We start from the raw sequence: 18,054 nt of genomic DNA, 5'->3' as shown, positions 1-18,054 counted from the left end.
CAGCGACGAAATAGGTATCGAACCCCATCATCTGCCCCCTCCATGCGGTTCAGGTGCCGCGACTTTGGCTTTGTATAGTCACTGCCACCCGACGCTTTACACTGCGCGACGAAGGACCGGCGCTTTACAGTTCTCCCATGTCGGATTGTAAGAATGAGTTTGATCGACTCAGCGAGGCCCCCGCACGGAAACACCGCCATGGTGAGGAGGTTGTGCCGGTGAGTGACTACCGCGATTACCTATGGACTGAAGACTGGCCATTTTTCACATCAGACGGTTATTGCCTAGCCCTAGTCGACAACAGCACGCCCGAAGACGTACTTTCAAAGCTCGGCGCCCTCGACGACCGGCTGACGGTCACGGGTGCGCGCGACGCATTCATCGCAGGCTACGACCTTGGCGAGCGCCACGGTGTCGACGGAGATGGCCGGCAGCTCGCTGCGGTTGCCGACGCGGGCGACGGCTGGACGATCATGATTCAAGCACCCGGCTATCTTGGTATCTCAGAGATCTCGATGGGCCGCATCATTATTGACGATGAGGTTGTCGCGCATGGCGCGGACAGATTCGTGTGGTGGTCTGGGGGAGCTCAGCGAATCTCATTCGAACCACTACTCCCCCAGACTGATCTCCGGGGCATTCTTGCGAACCGTCAGCCCGAAGAGTCTCGGACTTACATCATCGGACTGATTGAAGAGGTAGGCGGCATCGACCTCACCGAAGCTCCTGGCCTTGAGTTCCACCACGTCGCAGGCTCCTTCGCACTCGCAGAACGCCTCACGGGGGTACGCATCACTCCTGAACTGTTGACGCGATCCACGTTCATAGTCGCCGTCGCGCCTCACGACGCCTCGACCTGAGCTACGGCTACCCCGTTACCTTCTTTGTAGTCCTCGGAACCAAGGGCTACGGTCGCCAGACCTGGTAGGTCTTCTTGCCCCCTGTCATCAGTGGTCCGGGGAGCGGTGTCGCCGGGTGTGGTGGCGTCGATGGACCGCTGATCGACGACGGGCGGCAACCCGCTGCCACACGTGAGTAGCTCGGGCAACCGCCGGTTGGCGATCATTGCCCCTGTGCCCCGATGACCTAGTACGAACTCACAGCTCAGTGGACGTTCTTGGCGATCTGCGACAATAGACCCTATGCATGTCAACTACCGTCAAGCCCCCAGGTGAGGCCACATCAAGCCCACCGCGCTGCGGTACGCGCCGCCGCGCCGCAAGCGACGCGTCAGCAAGGACCACATGACGTAATGTCCCGGGAGAATGCACAGCTATGAACCGAAACAATTAGGTTTTCGACGCTTCGATATACGGCAACAGGAATTTCTGGCGTCGTCTTATTGTTGTTCCTAGGTCTCATCTTTACAATATCCGCCGGAGCTGCTTTCAATCTCCCAAACATCTCGCCGCGTGCGGCAATATTTCACGTTTTTCTCGTTCTCACAGCAGCAGTAAACCTCTATGCTCTTCGGCGGTACGAAAGAATGAGAGCTATTCATTATCTCATCACTGCCGAGACTGTAAGTCTGCTTTGGATTGTTCTCGGTGGTCTCTTACTGCCGAAGCTCCTCTCGGATGCAATGTCGATATTTATTCTTGTAGTAACGGGCGCACCGTTCGTAGCCGCGATCCCCGCACTCATCGGATGGGCGATCAGCACTCTCCTACGCCGGTGATCGGGTGACGGTGGACGGAGTATAGATTGCACTCCGCCCACCGCAGATCGACTTAACCTGTTGCACCACCGTTCCAGTTCGGACTTTCGTAATGCAGATCCTCCGGGTCACCGGTCATCAACTCCTGCCGTCGGTGACATCGACCCCGCAGACGTGGCTGCTCGGGTCGAGTCCGAACGGATCGGACCTCGCGGCCGGCCTCGGTATCGGCTACACCTTTGCCGGGTTCATCCGCCCCACCGCCGCAGCATCGGCATTACGCGAGTACCGCAATAACTTTCAGGCCCAAGGTTTCGGACTCGAATCCCCGCGCGCCATCCTGGCTGTCAACGTCTCTGTCGGGAGACAAAGGCCGAGGGCGAATACCTTGCAAACTCCGCGAAGGGGTTCTACGCACGCCTGGGCCGCGCGGGACGCGGTGCCGGGTCGGTGACCGTTCCCTCCCCCGGCGACGCGGCGCGGGAGATGACCGATGCCGAAAAGAAGCGAGCCCACAAGCATCGTCGACGGCCGGTGGCCCCGGTTTGTGGCCGGCGGTCCGGACGACGTGCGCGCAACTCTGGAGCAGATGGTCGAAGACAGTGGAGCCGACGAGTTGATGCTCCAAGACCTCATCGCCGACCCCATCGCCCGCCGCCACTCCCACCACCTACTTGCCCGGACGTTTGGCCTCTCGCCGCGGCACCGTTCCATCATCAACGCGCCGGTGGGAGTGGCTGTTCGTTGAGGTTTGAAGACTATTTCGGCATCATGCAAACAATCGCGCGCTACGGCCATGTCCTCGATTCGGCCAGCACCCCCTTCGACACCGTGGTCACCCAGGATGTCGTCTTCGATATGAGAAGGAGCGGCGGCTCGGTGGTCTCCGGACGACGCGCCGTGCTCGAAGCGATGACGGGTTCGAGCGACGATCCGCACTCCCGCGGCGCGGAACATCTGCGGGCCGTGCTGTCGCATCACACAACAAACAGCGAAGTGATTAACGATCGGGGCGACGAGGTGGACGTCCGCAGCAAGTACCTACGCCTGGGCCAGCACCAGCCCGGCCCCATGCCGGTCCTGATCGGCCAGTATCTAGACACCCTGGTGCGAACCCCCGGAGGCTGGCGCATCAGCAAACGCACCATCCATCGCGCACGGTCTATGACAACTGCCCGGCGCAGTCTAGCGACGCTGGGACTGACCAATCCGTCCTCCGTCCGATAACCGAAAGTTATGTCAGGAAACTCCTGTTCCAGTCCAGGAGCTTCGGAGTGGGTCTGAACGTGGCCACGCGAGGCGGTCGATGGCCGCTCCCCTAGGGCGTCGAGGAACGTGGGTTGATGCCGTGGGTCAGACCAGCACCCCCACCGTGAGCAGAAGCCCAGAGTCCACGGTCTCGTCGTAGCTGATGCTCAGCTGATCACCGCCGGGTGCGGAAGCTAGGTAGACCTGCCTGCTGCGTTCGAGGTTCGGCCGGCGCACCTGTTCCTGGAACGGGCCGTCGTTAATGCTCACCAGGGATCGGTCGAGTTCCTCGGTGACGCCGGACCGTGCCAACAAGGCACCACGTGTAGCCCGCGATGCGGTGCGCACCATGACTATTCCCGAGGAATCCGACAAGTCTGGATGCCATTCACACGAGAGCACCTGGTCGTCGTCGGAAAGGACCAGTCCCAGGTCGTTGGCATACGGGAGGACAGAGTCGCAAGGGTCGCGGTGAACCACTCGTGACACAGTGATCGTCCCGGCGACCAGCAGACCAACGACAACTGCTCCGACGCAGAGCCATAACCACACTCTGCGCACTCGTGGCGTCCTGGTCATCGTTCGAATCGGGGTCCGGCTCAGTCCGTCAACATGTGACGAGAAATTTCAGAACCACTCAACGCCACCAGCGGTGCACGCCAACTGTTTCCGGTAGGGACAGCCTCATCGACCAGTACGCAGTTCACTGCTCGCCCTCCTGTTGACGGCGCCGCCGCTCCAGCTCAGCCTTTCGCCGTTGCGCCTCGGCCCGTTCGCGCACTTGCCGTAAGAACTCGGCATCGGCGGCAGGGTCTTGCGGTTCAAAGCGACCCGGCTCGTCATACTCGGGAAATCCCAAGGCGGTGGCACGGCCCGTGCCACGCGGCCGACCGTAGGCCCCGCCCGCAATCGGCCTTCCGGCCACAAACCACACGATCGAACCCACCAGCGGCAGCACGAGCACCAACAGCAACCACCCCCACCGCGGCAGGCCCCGCACCCCAGCCTCGCTGCCGATGATGTCGACTAACGCCGCGATCATCACCACCAACACGATCAAACCCAGATACGGCATCGCTCCCCCTCAGTGACAATCTTCCATTCGGCGATCAGATGATCCGCTCTTGTCAGGACTGCCGGCGCCGACGTTCGGCCTCGGCTTCACGGCGCTGTAGCTCCGCCCGCTCACGGCATCGTTGCAAGAACTCCGCATCTGCCACCGGGTCCTGCGCCACAAACCGGCCCGGCCGGTCGTACTCCGGGAATTGCTCCCGATTGGCCGTCGGGCGCCGCGCACTGCGGCCACGCCGCCGGCGGGGGCGGCCAAAGATGAACCACGCCAACGAGCCGGCCAGCGGAATGAGCACCACCACCAGGAACCATCCCGACCGCGGCAACACCCGGACCCCAACGTCGTCGCGGCACAACACATCAATCAATCCCGCGGCCAACGCCAACACGATCACTGCGGCGATCACCACCGCGTACGGCATGGCAGGAGTACCGATCAGCATCAGATACGACCCCACCGGCTTCCCCTCGCCTCGCCCCGGACAAACCGCCATAGTTTCACGGAGTAAGCAAAACCAATAGACATGATTCGATGGACACTACGAGCCCGCATACACCGGTGGGACCGTCCGAGTAAAGGTTAATCCGACCATTGCCGGTGTTAGTTGTCGATCGCAAACCGCAAGCGCCCGTTCCTTATTGGACGGTCTGCTCCGGCCGCGGGCCCCGCACAGGACGCCCACTCCCCCCGCCCCCGATAAACCGCCCTTATGTCAGGTTCATTCTCTCGCGTCGCCATTACGGGGACAACAGTGTGGATGGCGGCGATCAGTGCTTGGACGTTCCACGGTAGCGGGCTGACGTCTCACGAAGCAGCGACGGAAAGTGCCGCTGTGGCGGCGGCGATCTTGGCTGCGACGTCGTCGAGTGACGACTCCGCGGTGTCGAGCCCGGACCGGGAGGCGAGTAGGGGGCTGACGTCTCGGAGTGCATCGAACGTCGTTCCGTGAGCAACCGGGATTACGCGATCGGTGGCTAGAAGCACTGAGAGCTCCTTATCGGCAATACCCTCGGCCGCAAGGCTTCTCAGTAGAGCTGGGGTGACCAGGACGATACCGGCTCGCGAGCAAGCGAGCCCCCGGTCAATTTCACGTAGCAGCGACTTGCCGAGCCCGACATCCTTCTCGCTGAACCACACCGTCGCGCCGTTGGTCAGCAACAGGTTGTAAAGGTCGGCGGCGCAGTCGAGTCTGTCGTCCCATGCGTGACACAGGAAAAGGTCGCGGCGCTCCGGGTGCTGACGTGCCTGACGCTCGGCCACGCGAGTGACGGGCTCGATGGTTCGCCACTCGGTGGGCGTGTAGCTGACGGATGTACCGGCGCGAGTCCTTCGTGAGCCCCCGCCGCCAGATGTCCCGCCCCCACTGGCCAACGACGTCCATGATGCTGACCGTTTAGAGCCGTCGGACGGCACCCGCGGCGGCGCGGAGCGAGGACGGGATCCCGACCGGTACCGGCATACCGGGCAATTCGCGGCACCCCTCGCCGTGCGGTGACCCTCTACCGGAGCGGTGCAGCCGGACATGATCTGACTACCCCTTCGAGGACTGAGGGTCGTTGCCGGGGGCGATCGTGTCCTGTGCTCGAATCTGACCGTTCTTCCCCCGCACTTGCAGCTCCCCGCCGCCGTCATTGGCAAGAATGCCTCGTGCGCGGTCAATCCCCTCAGCCTGCGTGGACGTCACCGAGCTCGCGCGATCAGCGCCTGGCTTGCGCACCTCCCAGTCGCCGTCGTCCCGCTGCTGAACTATCCGCTTATTGGTCATGGTGGAGCCTCCTCGCTGGCGTCCTCGGCCGAACGTTTGCAGGTTATCGGGCGGGTCCGACAAATCGGTCCGATGATGCAGGATGTCGTCTACGCGGGTTACAGGTTGAACCCCGACGTATCCCCTGCCACGCCTCCGTCGACCAGACGAGCCCGTGCCAGTCGCCAGTGGGATAACGGTGGACGAAGTGGAGCTCACGGCGTGAATCTGCCGCCTGAGTCGTACTCCTGCGGCAAGTCCCAGGAAGGACGTCGTCATTTGTCGGTGACGATATGCAGCACCGGCCTTTGATCGACCTGTCCGAGCAAGTCACGGACCTGCTTAGGACTGATCTTGAGAATTTCGGCGAGCGTGGAAATGTCCGCGCCATGGTCCGCAGCGAGCTCAGCGGCTTTCTTGAGAAGCGTGGGGACCTCACCCGGGTATGCGCTCGACGGGTCGGCCAACGGATCGTTGGCGGAGGCGAGGCGCTGGTAAGCACGTCGCGCTGATGACTCGGTCGTGCGGCCTCGTTCGACCATCCGGCGGACGAGTGAGTGTGGCGAGACGCCCCAGGTCCTGCCCAGTCGGTCCAGGGCTGCCAGGTCGAGGCGCTGAGGAAGACCAACATCCATCGATGACGCGGGCGTGAGGAACGCAGCAGCGAACTCGTCGGCCTCCTTCTCGATGGCTGCGCTGTGCTCGCCTGTGTCGGTGTGCAGCACCAGGTGGCCGATTTCGTGCGCGATCGAGAACCGGTGGCGGAAGACGTTCTCACTTCGGCGCGGTGTCGTGACGATGATCGGGCGGTCAACGATTACGACCGAGAAGGCGTCTACCGCGTCGATGTCGCCGAGGGGGCGTACCCCGACCACGATGCCGCGAGACTCCGCCGTGGCGACTAGATGCTTGACAGGGCCGACGGGCAAGTCCCAGTGCATGCGTAGGAGCGATGCGGCGTCCGACGGCGAAGTTCCGGTCTCGACCTCTGGGATATCTGCTTCAGGGAGCCTGACGTAGCGTTCGAGCGCGAACGTCAGTTCCCACATCAGGGTCGCCGTCGCCAGCGCCTTCTGCCGGTCGCTCACGCGCGCTGAACGCAGGCTTCGGAAGTGTGCGTTCACAGTGTCTATGCGGGCTAGTGGACGACCAACGCCAAAGAAGCCTGGGCGCACTCCCAGGGCAGACGCCAGGCGGTCGATGACTTCGGGACGCGGCGAGTTGATTCCGGCCTCGTACTGTCCGATCGCTGCCGCCGACACCCCAACGTCGGCGGCGAGGTCGGTCTTACTCACGCCTACGCGAACACGGGCCTGGGTCAGCCGCGCTGGCTCGAAGCGGCCATGCCTCTGCCCGGAAACGGGCGAGTCAAACAAACCCGGAGTGTCCTCACGCATCCGGTGGGATTCCCTCCTGCTTCCTCGGCTCGATGGCGGGGCTGCTCGGTACGCCGCTGTCGAACGCCTCAACGCTCGACGATGCGGCATCGACAGCGAGCTCCGGTACCCAGATGCTCTCTTGCCCATGCAATTTGACCGTGTCAGACTCCTGGTCAAGCTCGGCGATAGCCCACTCGATCGACTGCAACTGCCGCGGCGACGACTGGACCATCACGAGCACGAGCGGCATCATGTCGCCGGCGGCGCGCACCACGCGCTCAAGCTCGACATCTTCGGATATCTCTTCGGCCGCCTCGGCCTCATTTGTGAACCCGGGCTCGAACAGCATCGGGTCCGGCGGCTTCACTGCAAAGCAGTTCTTTCTCGTCGGGCTCGCCGCGAACTGCGAAACCGCGTTCACGGCGTCTGGGCAACGCCACACAAAGACCAGGCAATCGTTGACGACGGGGAGCTTGTACCCCGCAGGGGTCAGCTTGTGCGCCTGGAACCCGCGGGCCGCGAACGCGTCGTTAGCGTCGTCGAGAAGGTCGCGCCATTGGGTGCCGAATCCCATCGAATACCTCGACTCAGACGCCTGATGCCCCGCGGCGAATCGCTCATGCCTGGACCGGACGACTTCGGTAATGAGGTCACGAACGCCACGGGAATGGGGGCCGAGAGCATCGGCGGGAGAGTCCGGAACCATTGGGAACCTTCTGAATTGGCGTCCATGGCCGCGGTGTCGACCAGGATCGAACTTCAGTATGGCACGCAATTCGAGCACCATTGCTTTACTTGAACCCTAGGCGTGTCGTTCGTAACTTACTGCTGACACTCGACCTGCCTGCAGACCACACTGCTGTTGATTGTCCCTCGGCGTATCTCCCCGACGCGGCGAACAAGCCCGCACCTCTGACCTAGTTGAGGTAAGCGGGCAAGATGTTCCGGGCAGGTGCATTTTTGTCGCGGAGAGAGTTGGTCAGTTCATGGGGTCAGTACATGAGGTCATCGAGGCGTTCCGCGAGGCGCCGTCGAACTCCGAACGTGGCACCAAGTTCGAGCAGTTGATGGTCGCTCGAGACCTGACAGCAGATCTGGCAGCAATCAAAGACCTTGTTCATCTACGATGCGACGTAACCTCGCAACTGTTGACCGCCACAGAACGTGTCTCCGCCATGATCCCCTTGCGCCCCCAGTAGGCCGCACCCTCATCCCTCGGCACCACCTGAGTGTCAACTAGGTGTCACTAGTCGGTTCGCAAGTCCACGCTGACAGTCAGTAGTCGGGTAGGGGCGGTCCCCCAAACATGTGTTCGCCTTTTTCTGACATGTCCATGCCCGTTAGTCGCTTCCATTCCACGGGAATGTGCAAGCCCTTGATCTCTATCTCTTGCTTCGCTGGGCCGAGTGGATGAACCTCGGTCCAGCGAAGCGGTAACGAGAACGTGGTATCGATAAACAGTTCCGCCACGGACTGCGACATCTCACGGTCCAAGTGCAGAAGATAGCCGTGCTCGACGGACTCGGCGCCTGTCATCCGCCATTTGTCTCCAAGACGTCCCCAGATCTCGAACTTGCTCGGTTTCAACATCCTGACCAGTTTTGGCCACTCCGAAACCCCGGAGAGGTAGTCAATGACCTCGCCGCGCTCGTCGAAGTACTCCTGGCCGGACTCTTTCGAATACCGACGCCCTTCGCCGTATTTGACGACTTTCTCCGACCAGCGGTCAGACTCGTTATCGACTGTGAAGTGCACAGTCTGAAGTCTCTTCGGCGGCCCCGTTAGATCGGCTTTCCCCCACGACCTGTATTCGGCAGTTCCGGAAACTCGTGAACACGATTCGGCGTTGAGGAGAAGGCCGATCGCGGCCAACGTGTCTTCCAGTGTTATGCCGATGACGCGGCCTTTCTATCTCCGTCGGGGCTGCGATGCGACTAGAACTCGCACTGGCCATCACCGATGGCCGGGCATTCGAAGTCGGGCATCCGCAAGTTGGGGTGCGCCGTAAGGTTAACCCCTGTACTCGGTCCGCTGTTGATGACCATCCTCGTGTAGTCGTTCGTGAGATGGGCCGTTGCCTCGCTTTCCAACGGAAAGTAGGTCTCGTACTGGATGTGCCCTATCTCGAAAGGCAACATCTCCACCGTTTCCGGTTCCTGGATGTAGGGATCAGAACCGAACGCGACGGTCTTTCTTTGGTTCCAGTCGATCTCGACCCCAATCTCGTATGCCTGGTTCGTTGAGATGTTGGCCAACGAGAATTCCTGGACGGTCCTACCATTGAGCTGCTGCCGCATCACATACGACAGCGTGTCGGACCACACGACCTCGACAGCGACTGGGGGGATGCCGCGGGTAATGAACCTGCCGTAACACATGTCTACATTCCCGTGTGCATGAGTCGAGTCGTCAACATAGGTGCTCGTCGACGTGAACGGAAGGCAATCGTTCGCCGGGACACCCGACCGAGCCTGCGCTGCAGGAGTATTTAACCCTAGCTCAGACGCTGCACGGTCGCGCTGAGCCGGCCCCAGACCGTTGATCGATCGAGTCTGCAATGTCTGCGGGTTTCCGAGGATCAGCTGATCCGACTTCTTCTTGTCGGCACTTTTGACATCAATGACAATCCCGCCTGATGAACACGTGAAGAAGGCTTCCCTGTCGCCGGGGGCCTGGACGGCACCCGTCGCCACAATCGCCTTGAAACCTTGCTCACATTGAGAGCCAGCTATCTTGGCATTCCCGTTGTTCTGGGGAGCTGCTCCTGCCGGTGCCGTTGAAGCGATCAGAGCAAGGGCCAGGGCGCCGGTCACCGCCAGAACTCGAGTCCGAAAGCTCGATTTCCTGCCGGATGTCGCCGAGGCAATGCGCGATGCGCGTGCGCGTCCCATTCTGAGCCACCGCTGATCGATGTTGTTCGCCATCTGGTCGCTCATTGGATGACGAACTGTCCGATGACGGTGGTCCCGTCAGATTCGTACACAGGCACCGTCTTCGAAGCAGTGACGCGGACCCGCTGACCGTCAGTGTCAGTCCGCTCCGAAAGTGCAGAGACCTGCGCCTTGGTCGTCGGGGTCGCCGGGATGTCGGCGGACTTGATGTAGCCGGTCCGCCCGTTGGTGGCGACACTCAGGATCAGGTCGGGAAGAGCGGTATCGTCGGTGATCGTCGCCGCCGAACCATAGGTTTGGCCGCGGGAATTGCTCTGGATCGTCTGATCCGCCGCCGGGGCGGGAGCGGCTTCCCCCCACTGCAACGGATCGGTCGGGAAAGTCACGAACTCCTGGTAGTTCGTCCCGTCGTCGACCAGTACGAACCCGTGGCTGTTGTACCACCCGGGCCCACAATCGCCGCTGGTCGGATCTGTCAACGAACCAGTGGACGTCGCGTTGTATTTGACGGGATTGATCACGCAAAGGGCACCGCTTTTGAACAACCGTGACCGCACGCCCATCGTGTAGGCCGGCACCGCGTACCCGAACGACGTATAGAGCCGCGTCGAAGCGAAGAGCGGAGTATTGCTGATCGTCGAATAATGCAAATACGAGTTCCCATTGATAATCGGAGTCGGGCCGATCCACCCATTCAGAGAAGCTGCACTAGCACTCGGCGCCGCCGCAGTCGACACCATGGCAACCGCCGCCCCGGCCACCAAAAACGAACGAACCAACGACTTTAGGGACATTTTCGACCTCCATGACAGCGAGCGATGGGAATTAGGACTGCTTATAGCCACTCCCCGCCCGCAGCCTCAGAAAGTCTGAGCCCTTGGCTTTTTCGTTCGCATTGAACCGCAATGGGAGTGTCTCAACATAGTAAACATGTCGTAATGATTTGCACAGCCTCTTCTCAGAAATAAATTTCGGACGCCCATATCATGGTTTCCCTTTTGACTTCAAGTGAATTCTCAAAATATTTCGGAGAGAAACGACCCAGCTCTATTTTGTATTCGCTGCACCGTTGGTGGGACTACTTTTTACTTGTAGACATGCCCCCAATATTGGGGTCATGTCTAGCCACCAGCTAGTGCTGACAGTGCTCTGTGTTATTCCCCTGGATACCGCCGCGCCACATGTTGACAAGTCACCGAAAGACTGGGGTGCGACGGTTTCTAACTTTCTAACTTTCTAACTTTCTAAGAACTGTCGAGCGAGAACATTGATAATGGATAATATCTAGATCACATCTCGACTTCTTTGAGGCCGTTGAGGCGTCGATTAACTCGGTGGCCTCGATTCGCAACCGCACGGGTGACGAACATCGATGGCGATGTTCTCCTTGAATCAAACAACATTGAAGCTAACGAATATGAAGGGGAGTTCACGCAATGTCTGATCGATAACCGGGCTAGAGCCAGCTCAACTTGATCGTGCGGTCACCAAACTAGGCTTAGACGAACCGTAAAGGAGTCAGAGCAGGGCGAGGATAGGGCCTTCGTCGCGGGGCAGTAAGGCAGCACCACCGAACACGGGAGCTTGACAGCTCTTCCTGGTATGAGAATTGAGCGGGGGATTGAAGCGCTACTCACTGCTCCTCCCCCGCCCTGGGTTCGGAGGAGGATTTCAACCACTGACACAATGCCTGAGTAACCGCCACTTGAACCAGTAATCCCCGCTCGGCTGCTTGCATCTTGACCGCTTTGATTAACCTCGGATCCAATCGGGTCGCGAAGGCTTTCATAGCTGCCATGGGCTCGCCCCTCCTTCGGAGGAGAACATCCGGCGACGATCCGAGCCAGAACAACTACCACTCGACACCCACGCCATAAGCACACCCCCGATCATTCTTGCGCACACCCCTCAGCGACCTCTAGATGACAAGTCAACGTGCAGTAGTGCTCTTTAGTGAGCGTAACGTGCATGGCCCTGCCAGCGCTCCAAACCGGACACCTTATCCGAGCGAAATCAATCCCTACCACCAGCGTTGTCTTCAATATTCATTCGTTCAGTGGACGGTCGCGTCAGGTGGCCAGGCACGCTTTCACGAGGCATGCCTAGCTAGGACACCTAGCAAGAAGCTTCGCGCTGCTCATTCGGGACTGCTGCACGGATAGGTGACAGTTACGCAACGAAGCGTCCGATCTAACACCGCCAAAGTGATTGTGTAGCCGGTGTTACCGTCGGGATTGTGGGAGACAAAGGGCACCAACGCTGGAACCACAACATCCACTACCACCAGCTCGTACTCGATGCCGTGCCCGTAAAGGCCCGATCGGCGATCGACGTGGGAGCAGGTGACGGTTTGCTGGCTGCCGATCTTTGTCAGAAGATCCCGAAGGTCGTTGCTATCGACATAGACGATCCGGTCGTCCAATCCGCACGCACAAGCATCGTCAGCCACGACATCACCTGGATCCATGGGGACGCGCTGACTTACCCCTTCGACCGAACCTTCGACGTAGTCACTTCGGTGGCCACGGTGCACCATATGCCGGAGCTATCGGCCGCACTCCGGCGCCTCGCATCGTTGACAGCTCCGGGCGGTGTCCTCGTCGTGATCGGTCTCGCACGTTCAACTCGATTGGCCGACTTTGCTTTTGATGTGCTCGGCGTTGCACAACACAGCTGGCTCTCGCGGCGAAACGAGTTCTGGGAACACACCGCGCCGAAGGTATGGACGCCTCCTCATTCGTACTCGCAAGTGAGGGAGATCGCCGAGATAGAACTTCCCGGCGCTCGATGGCGGCGGCTCTCCTTGTTTCGATATTCGCTAATTTGGCGGAAGCCCGGCTTCTGACCAACAGGTTCTCTCAACCGACAACAATGGCACCGACTCTCCTTCTACGAGGTTGAGAGATGTCGGTACAAGGTGGCTCGACCGATTCCGAGTACGGCTGCGATCTCGCTCTTGGGCGTACCGTCTTCGATCATTCGGCGAATCTGACGGGCTTTGGCAGCGTCGATACGCTTGGGTTGTCCACCGACTCGGCCTCGCGCTCGTGCTGCGGCGAGGCCGGCGACGGTCCTCTCCTGGATGAGCGCCCGCTCGAATTGTGCTAGCGCACCGAAGATTTGGAAGATCAGCATTCCTCCCGGGGAAGAGGTATCGATCGTCTCGGTCAGCGATTTGAACGTCACCCCTCGCGCTTGGAGCCCCTCAACCGTTTCGATCAGGTGTGTCAGCGATCGCCCCAGTCGGTCGAGTCGCCATACAACGAGCGTGTCGCCGTCTCGTAGGTGTCCAAGCAGGTCGAGCAGCTCAGGGCGGTCGTTCTTCGCTCCGCTCGCGACTTCTTCCCACACTCGATCGCATCCGGCTTTCGCCAGAGCGTCTCTCTGCAAATCCAGCACCTGATCGGTGCCACTTACCCTCAGGTACCCAAATACGGCGCTCACAAGGGATGACTGTCTCAGAACGTCAGACACGCTCCAGTGGGCAGCACAGGGGGTGAGACGGGTTTCTGAGACACATCACGGTTCAGTAACAGTAGTGATCGATTCGGCTCCCCTACCCGCCTCGAGCGGGGAACACCGCCTCTAGCGGCTTCCGGGTTTCAGCTTCCGGTCCGTCGTCGCTGTGTCTCAACGGGTGGTGCCTCAGAAACGGTCGTATCCGAGACTGTGCCGACGGGATCTACTGCCCGGGATACTGAAAGAACGCGCAGATGACGCTCTTGTACTCACGCATGTCCACGAAATCGAAACCGACCTTCTCAAGGACTCGTGTGCTCGCTCGATGTCCGTCCTCCACATGAGCGCAAAGACCGCCCGACAACAGATCTCGGCCAGGATGTTCAAAATTCCAGTCCACCAGAGCAGATGCAATCTCCGTCGCGAAACCTCGACCCCACTGATCTCGCCGAAAGGCATACGCCAGCTCACGACAGGAATCGACCTCGCCGAATCCAGCTCTACCGACCATTTCTCCGTCCCGGTTCTCCACACGCCACTTTGTCCAGCCCTGAGTTCGTTGCTCATCGAGGTACCCGTCGAGCCTCGATTGCGACTCCGCGACGCTCTCCGGTCGGCCATACCCGATGTGCCGCATGGTCTGAGGGTCAGAGTGCAGTTCGGCGAGGTCATGCACGTCAGACGGCAACCACGTCGTAAGTTTCAGTCTGTTGGTCTTCAGGATCGTTTGGCGGATCACCCCCAAGATCTTCGCACTCGAGTCGATTCTTTGAGCCTTCATGGAAGTCCCGCCTATTCGCGCTCGTTAACAGTCGAGGGAGAGACATCCGAACTCATGCATAACAATCCAACTATCAACCCCTACTGGAAAGCGTCGACCTGCCGATAGACACTTCACCCCGAGGCCCTCTACGCTGACGGAACACGACTGGCGAGGGTAGAAAACTACCGGGGAGTGAAGTCGAGAGCGTCGTCCGCCTGGGCGTTCTCCGCACCGAGCGGAGAACGTGATGACAGCGCAATTACTCGATGGTGCCAGCCTCGCAGCGCAGACATTAAGTCGCGTGGCCGAAGGAGTATCCGAGTTCATGGCGTCGGCAGGGCGGAGACCCTGTCTAGCAACGGTCCTGGTCGGCGACGACCCGTCCTCGCACGTGTATGTGCGGATGAAGGTCAATCGCTCGCTGAAGGTCGGCACCGAATCGCGGCGTATCGACCTCTCCGAGACGACCACAACGAGTGAACTCGTCGCAGTCCTCGATGCACTCTCTGTCGACCCGACTGTCGATGGCATCCTGCTCCAGCATCCGGTGCCCTCGCACGTGGACGAGCGCGCCGCGTTCGAGGCTATCGATCCGAGCAAGGACGTCGATGGTGTGACCCGAACGTCGTTCGCGCAGATGGCTTTCGGAGAGCCAGGGTTCGTGTCCGCGACGCCGGGCGGGATCATGCGACTGCTCGATGCATTCGACGTTCAGATTGCGGGAGCTTCCGCCGTCGTGATCGGCCGCAGTCCAATCCTCGGCAGACCGGTGGGGATGATGCTTCTCGCTGCTGATGCGACCGTGACGTTCTGCCACTCCCGCACACGAGATGTCGCCGAGGCTGTCAAGGGTGCAGACATCGTGATCGCCGCGGTCGGTCGCCCGGAGTTTGTGCGGGGTGAGTGGATCAAGGAGGAAGCGGTAGTTGTCGATGCCGGCTACAACGAGGGCAACGTCGGTGATGTCGAGTTCGAAGCCGCGCGCGAGCGCGCGCGCCTGATCACTCCGGTGCCGGGCGGGGTGGGCCCGATGACGATCGCAGTCCTCTTGGATCAGACCCTGACTGCCGCGAAGAACCACGCAAAGACGCAGTAGGCGGCAGTCGCGTATGGATGGGACCCCGGCACGACGTTCGCGAACGCCATGCCGGGGCCTGTCTCACGTTTCGGTGCCCCAGAAACGGCCGTTGGTGAAGTAGCTGGAAGTGTGAGACATCCCGCTGGATCAGTGGGCAGCTAGAGGTTTGCGGCACTTCGTAATGGCCCCTTGATCCACTCTTCGGTCTCACTGTGGGTCTGAAGACGGACGACTGCCAGGTCTGGTCTCCGATGTCTGATCGCAGATACATTGCGTTCAGTTTTGGGGTGTGTGTTCCAAGCCCATCGGATGATGTGGTTTCGGTTGAAGAAGATCGTACGCAGAGGTGGCTCAATATTGTCGTTCCATAACACTTCACGGCGCAGTCTCCGCCGCACCGTCCGAGCCGTGACCTGGCGTGTCACGGTGAACCGCGATAAGTCCAGCCATACAAGGAGATCCGCCTCGTCTGCGAGCAGATCGCGAACAGAGTCGTACTGCCACTCCGTTACCCAAAGTGGTTGAGAACTGAATGCTCTGACGTCGGCTAGGAATTGCTCACGGGGCGTCCAGTCCGGCCCGTGATAGAGGGCATCGATCTCGACATGCTCGATGTCGAGCAGTGTCGCTATCCGTACCGACAGTGTGGTCTTTCCGGATCCGGAAGTTCCCGCGACAAGTACGCGCTGGGGGCGTCGGGGCAGTGGTTCATCTGAACCGAGAAGAGGCACCGGGACACTGTAGCTACCAATCGATTATTGCTCTCCCTATCGAGTCGCGGCGTCCCACCAACGGCCGTTTCTGAGGCACTGATTCGTGAGATATCGCTGGTTTGCTTGACACTAGTTGGCCCGGTGGCCAGGGTTACTGAATCAGCACTGCCCATCAGGGCAACGCAGGAAGCGCGTCTTTCCTCAGTTCGGTCACGAGCGCAGCAGGGTTGTCGACGTACATGCTGACGCAATCGACTGACGAGGTCTTCCGGAATCGCGGGAGCATCGCGGGTAGTTGAATCGAGATCGATTGAGTAAGAGCGATATCGACGTCTGTTCCGTCGATGTTCGGCAGGTACAGCCGATTGTCGACGACCATCGGATTGGTCTCGGAAAACCGGCGAGAGAGCGCCACCGATGTGATGTTCGAACGATGGATCGTGGCGACGATCGTGCCGGACTGCCGCAGTACGAAATGCGAATCGGTCAGGTAGTGCGGATGTACCCGGTGCACCGCCAGGTATCCGAGCAGTACCAGCAACGACCACACGGACAGCACCGTCGCCGCGACGCGAAGCCACCACCACGGGAGGACGAAGTGCAGCACACCGATTTCCACGAGGGTTGCGACACCGAACGCGGCAGGCAGAACCATTGATCCACGGCTCGACCGGAACACGAGCGCGCCCGGTTCGATGCCGGCATCGCGGTCGCGCGCCCAGAACCACAGCGACGTGTACGCACGGATTTCCGCCCGAATTATCGGCCAAAAAGGCGAATCACCGAACGTCGCATTCACGGCCTCCGATCTGCCAACCCCGCGGCGCCAGTGAACTCTGAAACGTGCCACGAACCCGATGATCACGAGCACGGCCAAGGGAAGTTCGACGGCGATTAACAGGAACAGTGCTTGTCTGGGTGCGAGAACACCTATCGCGAGCAGGACGGCATTGACGACGAGGACAGCCACTGTCACCAGTTGCACGACCCGGTGAAAGGTCTTGGCGGTGAGAATGTTCATTCAGCAATCGCCGCCGAGTCCGTCAAGGTTGCGAGCGCGCGTTGCACGCGTAGGACCACCTCTCGTTGAGCCGGGTCGGGAATGACATCGTCGAGTGAAACCGGCATGCCGGCGTCTCCCCACTGGGCGGTATCGGATTCCATGTCGGTGAATGTGCCGGCATCCTCGAACTGCGCAAGCAAGTTCCGGGATAGTAGTTCGATTTCCGATTCCACTGAATCCGGTGCCCGTCCAGATAGATTCGACCACTGGGCGAGAAACGCAAAGTAGCGGGAACGCTGCTCATCGTCGGCAATCGACGCCGCGTACGAAGACAAGAAATCATCGGGCACGGTGCCGGAGATAGCGAGTACCTCGAGCAGATCGCGTTCACGTTCGAGTGCCGTCCGTATCGCAGGTGTCGGTGCGGTGTCGATGGCGGTAGCCAACAGACCTGCGACATTTGTAGGTAGCGCGGAGATCGGACGCCCGTTGTCGACGTCAGCGAGCATTGAGGTGAGTCTGGCGAGTCGCCGTGCGAGCTTCGCGTGCTCGGCGCGCACCACACCAATCAGTGAGTTGAGGTCGGCGATCGTATCGTCGGTGCCCTCGTCCGACGAATCTTGCGAAAGTATTGCGGACACCGAGCCGAGTGGGACTCCGCGGTCGGCGAGCCAGCGAATCCGCATCAGGCGGACAACATCGCTCATCGTGTACTCGCGGTAGCCATTAGCGCGACGATGTGGCTCGTCTAATAGCCCGAGGCGATGGTAGTGGCGGACCGTTCTCGGTGTGGTGTCGGCAGCGGCGGCGAGCTGACCAATTTGCATAGCCCAAGTGTTAACTATGACCTAACGTCAGGGTCAAGAATATCTGCACGGCGGGAAACCTCACTGCCGCCACAACCGCCCGAAGGCCCTCCCACTCCCTTGGCGTGAACGTCCATAACAGGCGAGGAGCTCTCCGTTCCTCCATGTCTCTGAATCGGCCGTTTCCGAGACCTTGATCGGTGAGAGACACGCCGGTCTTCGACGGGGAGGTCCGCCATGA

The 18,054-nt window shown here is 60.4% G+C and carries 23 protein-coding genes and 1 riboswitch; of the genes, 8 read left to right on the top strand and 15 right to left on the bottom strand.

Annotated elements, in window-relative coordinates; translation table 11 throughout:
- Window positions 1-218: 218 nt before the first annotated feature.
- Window positions 219-860: a DUF6461 domain-containing protein gene (locus AC51GT_RS20100; protein WP_496329936.1), complete on the top strand. Its 642-nt coding sequence runs from the start codon at window positions 219-221 to the stop codon at window positions 858-860.
- Here the strand turns inward: AC51GT_RS20100 and AC51GT_RS20095 are convergent.
- Complete coding sequence (locus AC51GT_RS20095) at window positions 842-1,066, bottom strand: hypothetical protein (RefSeq protein ID WP_496329935.1); 225 nt, start codon at window positions 1,064-1,066, stop codon at window positions 842-844. The genes AC51GT_RS20100 and AC51GT_RS20095 overlap by 19 nt on opposite strands.
- A 703-nt stretch (window positions 1,067-1,769) precedes the next feature.
- On the opposite strand from AC51GT_RS20095, the gene AC51GT_RS20090 reads away from it, so the two are divergent.
- Genes AC51GT_RS20090 through AC51GT_RS20080 form a run of 3 tightly spaced genes read left to right on the top strand, consistent with a single transcriptional unit; the run spans window position 1,770 to window position 2,884 of the window.
- Window positions 1,770-2,111, top strand: a complete 342-nt coding sequence (locus AC51GT_RS20090; RefSeq protein WP_496329934.1) for an LLM class flavin-dependent oxidoreductase — start codon at window positions 1,770-1,772, stop codon at window positions 2,109-2,111.
- A 39-nt stretch (window positions 2,112-2,150) separates the two neighbouring features.
- On the top strand, window positions 2,151-2,405 hold the full coding sequence (locus AC51GT_RS20085; protein ID WP_496329933.1) for a hypothetical protein: 255 nt from the start codon (window positions 2,151-2,153) through the stop codon (window positions 2,403-2,405).
- Window positions 2,402-2,884, top strand: coding sequence for a nuclear transport factor 2 family protein (locus AC51GT_RS20080; RefSeq protein ID WP_496329932.1), 483 nt, complete (start codon window positions 2,402-2,404; stop codon window positions 2,882-2,884). The genes AC51GT_RS20085 and AC51GT_RS20080 overlap by 4 nt, the downstream gene beginning before the upstream one ends.
- 126 nt (window positions 2,885-3,010) lie before the next feature.
- Here AC51GT_RS20080 and AC51GT_RS20075 read toward each other — a convergent pair whose 3' ends face one another.
- From AC51GT_RS20075 to AC51GT_RS20045, 7 genes are all read right to left on the bottom strand, one after another.
- Window positions 3,011-3,256 (bottom strand): hypothetical protein, encoded by a 246-nt coding sequence (locus tag AC51GT_RS20075; protein WP_496329931.1) that lies wholly within the window; start codon window positions 3,254-3,256, stop codon window positions 3,011-3,013.
- 352 nt (window positions 3,257-3,608) lie between these two features.
- On the bottom strand, window positions 3,609-3,980 hold the full coding sequence (locus tag AC51GT_RS20070) for a PLDc N-terminal domain-containing protein (RefSeq protein WP_496329930.1): 372 nt from the start codon (window positions 3,978-3,980) through the stop codon (window positions 3,609-3,611).
- A gap of 52 nt (window positions 3,981-4,032) precedes the next feature.
- Window positions 4,033-4,434, bottom strand: a complete 402-nt coding sequence (locus tag AC51GT_RS20065) for a PLDc N-terminal domain-containing protein (protein ID WP_496329929.1) — start codon at window positions 4,432-4,434, stop codon at window positions 4,033-4,035.
- 347 nt (window positions 4,435-4,781) lie between these two features.
- Window positions 4,782-5,237 carry a toll/interleukin-1 receptor domain-containing protein gene (locus AC51GT_RS20060; protein ID WP_496329928.1) on the bottom strand — a complete coding sequence of 152 codons (456 nt, stop codon included), beginning with the start codon at window positions 5,235-5,237 and terminating at the stop codon, window positions 4,782-4,784.
- A gap of 271 nt (window positions 5,238-5,508) precedes the next feature.
- A complete protein-coding gene (locus tag AC51GT_RS20055; protein ID WP_496329927.1) occupies window positions 5,509-5,742 on the bottom strand; it encodes a DUF2188 domain-containing protein in 234 nt (77 codons plus the stop codon).
- Between the two features lie 254 nt (window positions 5,743-5,996).
- Window positions 5,997-7,118, bottom strand: coding sequence for an XRE family transcriptional regulator (locus AC51GT_RS20050; protein WP_496329926.1), 1,122 nt, complete (start codon window positions 7,116-7,118; stop codon window positions 5,997-5,999).
- A complete protein-coding gene (locus AC51GT_RS20045; protein ID WP_496329925.1) occupies window positions 7,111-7,674 on the bottom strand; it encodes a hypothetical protein in 564 nt (187 codons plus the stop codon). The genes AC51GT_RS20050 and AC51GT_RS20045 overlap by 8 nt, the downstream gene beginning before the upstream one ends.
- Window positions 7,675-8,086: 412 nt before the next feature.
- On the opposite strand from AC51GT_RS20045, the gene AC51GT_RS20040 reads away from it, so the two are divergent.
- Complete coding sequence (locus tag AC51GT_RS20040; RefSeq protein ID WP_496329968.1) at window positions 8,087-8,299, top strand: hypothetical protein; 213 nt, start codon at window positions 8,087-8,089, stop codon at window positions 8,297-8,299.
- Window positions 8,300-8,375: 76 nt separating this feature from the next.
- Here AC51GT_RS20040 and AC51GT_RS20035 read toward each other — a convergent pair whose 3' ends face one another.
- The 3 genes from AC51GT_RS20035 to AC51GT_RS20025 form a co-directional block, all read right to left on the bottom strand.
- On the bottom strand, window positions 8,376-8,855 hold the full coding sequence (locus AC51GT_RS20035) for a hypothetical protein (RefSeq protein ID WP_496329924.1): 480 nt from the start codon (window positions 8,853-8,855) through the stop codon (window positions 8,376-8,378).
- Window positions 8,856-9,034: 179 nt separating this feature from the next.
- Window positions 9,035-10,024, bottom strand: coding sequence for a hypothetical protein (locus AC51GT_RS20030; RefSeq protein WP_496329923.1), 990 nt, complete (start codon window positions 10,022-10,024; stop codon window positions 9,035-9,037).
- Window positions 10,025-10,032: 8 nt separating this feature from the next.
- Complete coding sequence (locus AC51GT_RS20025; protein WP_496329922.1) at window positions 10,033-10,470, bottom strand: hypothetical protein; 438 nt, start codon at window positions 10,468-10,470, stop codon at window positions 10,033-10,035.
- Window positions 10,471-12,227: 1,757 nt separating this feature from the next.
- On the opposite strand from AC51GT_RS20025, the gene AC51GT_RS20020 reads away from it, so the two are divergent.
- Entirely contained in the window at window positions 12,228-12,836 is a 609-nt protein-coding gene (locus tag AC51GT_RS20020) for a class I SAM-dependent methyltransferase (protein ID WP_496329921.1), read from the top strand.
- 44 nt (window positions 12,837-12,880) lie between these two features.
- Here AC51GT_RS20020 and AC51GT_RS20015 read toward each other — a convergent pair whose 3' ends face one another.
- Together AC51GT_RS20015 and AC51GT_RS20010 are read right to left on the bottom strand one after the other, a co-directional pair.
- Window positions 12,881-13,435, bottom strand: coding sequence for a recombinase family protein (locus AC51GT_RS20015; protein ID WP_496329920.1), 555 nt, complete (start codon window positions 13,433-13,435; stop codon window positions 12,881-12,883).
- 238 nt (window positions 13,436-13,673) lie between these two features.
- Window positions 13,674-14,231, bottom strand: a complete 558-nt coding sequence (locus AC51GT_RS20010; RefSeq protein WP_496329919.1) for a GNAT family N-acetyltransferase — start codon at window positions 14,229-14,231, stop codon at window positions 13,674-13,676.
- A gap of 133 nt (window positions 14,232-14,364) precedes the next feature.
- Window positions 14,365-14,441, top strand: a riboswitch (ZMP/ZTP riboswitch).
- Between the two features lie 19 nt (window positions 14,442-14,460).
- Between AC51GT_RS20010 and AC51GT_RS20005 the strand changes: the two genes are divergently transcribed.
- Together AC51GT_RS20005 and AC51GT_RS20000 are read left to right on the top strand one after the other, a co-directional pair.
- A complete protein-coding gene (locus AC51GT_RS20005) occupies window positions 14,461-15,309 on the top strand; it encodes a bifunctional 5,10-methylenetetrahydrofolate dehydrogenase/5,10-methenyltetrahydrofolate cyclohydrolase (RefSeq protein ID WP_496329918.1) in 849 nt (282 codons plus the stop codon).
- Window positions 15,310-15,872: 563 nt separating this feature from the next.
- On the top strand, window positions 15,873-16,007 hold the full coding sequence (locus tag AC51GT_RS20000; protein WP_496329917.1) for a hypothetical protein: 135 nt from the start codon (window positions 15,873-15,875) through the stop codon (window positions 16,005-16,007).
- Window positions 16,008-16,176: 169 nt separating this feature from the next.
- Here AC51GT_RS20000 and AC51GT_RS19995 read toward each other — a convergent pair whose 3' ends face one another.
- Together AC51GT_RS19995 and AC51GT_RS19990 are read right to left on the bottom strand one after the other, a co-directional pair.
- Window positions 16,177-17,025, bottom strand: a complete 849-nt coding sequence (locus tag AC51GT_RS19995) for a hypothetical protein (RefSeq protein WP_496329916.1) — start codon at window positions 17,023-17,025, stop codon at window positions 16,177-16,179.
- Complete coding sequence (locus tag AC51GT_RS19990; RefSeq protein WP_496329915.1) at window positions 17,022-17,834, bottom strand: MerR family transcriptional regulator; 813 nt, start codon at window positions 17,832-17,834, stop codon at window positions 17,022-17,024. Before AC51GT_RS19990 ends, AC51GT_RS19995 begins: the two co-directional genes overlap by 4 nt.
- Window positions 17,835-18,054 lie beyond the last annotated feature (220 nt).

It is taken from the genome of Williamsia sp. z34, assembly GCF_059553395.1.
This window is presented reverse-complemented; position numbering and strand designations above follow the sequence as displayed.

Bases quoted from the DNA above. Each gene is read 5' to 3' on its own strand.
- AC51GT_RS20005 (WP_496329918.1), top strand. From the start codon at position 14,461: ATGACAGCGCAATTACTCGATGGTGCCAGCCTCGCAGCGCAGACATTA.
- AC51GT_RS20010 (WP_496329919.1), bottom strand. From the start codon at position 14,231: ATGAAGGCTCAAAGAATCGACTCGAGTGCGAAGATCTTGGGGGTGATC.
- AC51GT_RS20090 (WP_496329934.1), top strand. From the start codon at position 1,770: ATGCAGATCCTCCGGGTCACCGGTCATCAACTCCTGCCGTCGGTGACA.
- AC51GT_RS20095 (WP_496329935.1), bottom strand. From the start codon at position 1,066: ATGATCGCCAACCGGCGGTTGCCCGAGCTACTCACGTGTGGCAGCGGG.
- AC51GT_RS20070 (WP_496329930.1), bottom strand. From the start codon at position 3,980: ATGCCGTATCTGGGTTTGATCGTGTTGGTGGTGATGATCGCGGCGTTA.
- AC51GT_RS20040 (WP_496329968.1), top strand. From the start codon at position 8,087: ATGGGGTCAGTACATGAGGTCATCGAGGCGTTCCGCGAGGCGCCGTCG.
- AC51GT_RS19995 (WP_496329916.1), bottom strand. From the start codon at position 17,025: ATGAACATTCTCACCGCCAAGACCTTTCACCGGGTCGTGCAACTGGTG.
- AC51GT_RS20030 (WP_496329923.1), bottom strand. From the start codon at position 10,024: ATGGCGAACAACATCGATCAGCGGTGGCTCAGAATGGGACGCGCACGC.
- AC51GT_RS20075 (WP_496329931.1), bottom strand. From the start codon at position 3,256: ATGGTGCGCACCGCATCGCGGGCTACACGTGGTGCCTTGTTGGCACGG.
- AC51GT_RS20050 (WP_496329926.1), bottom strand. From the start codon at position 7,118: ATGCGTGAGGACACTCCGGGTTTGTTTGACTCGCCCGTTTCCGGGCAG.
- AC51GT_RS20045 (WP_496329925.1), bottom strand. From the start codon at position 7,674: ATGGGATTCGGCACCCAATGGCGCGACCTTCTCGACGACGCTAACGAC.
- AC51GT_RS20055 (WP_496329927.1), bottom strand. From the start codon at position 5,742: ATGACCAATAAGCGGATAGTTCAGCAGCGGGACGACGGCGACTGGGAG.
- AC51GT_RS19990 (WP_496329915.1), bottom strand. From the start codon at position 17,834: ATGCAAATTGGTCAGCTCGCCGCCGCTGCCGACACCACACCGAGAACG.
- AC51GT_RS20085 (WP_496329933.1), top strand. From the start codon at position 2,151: ATGCCGAAAAGAAGCGAGCCCACAAGCATCGTCGACGGCCGGTGGCCC.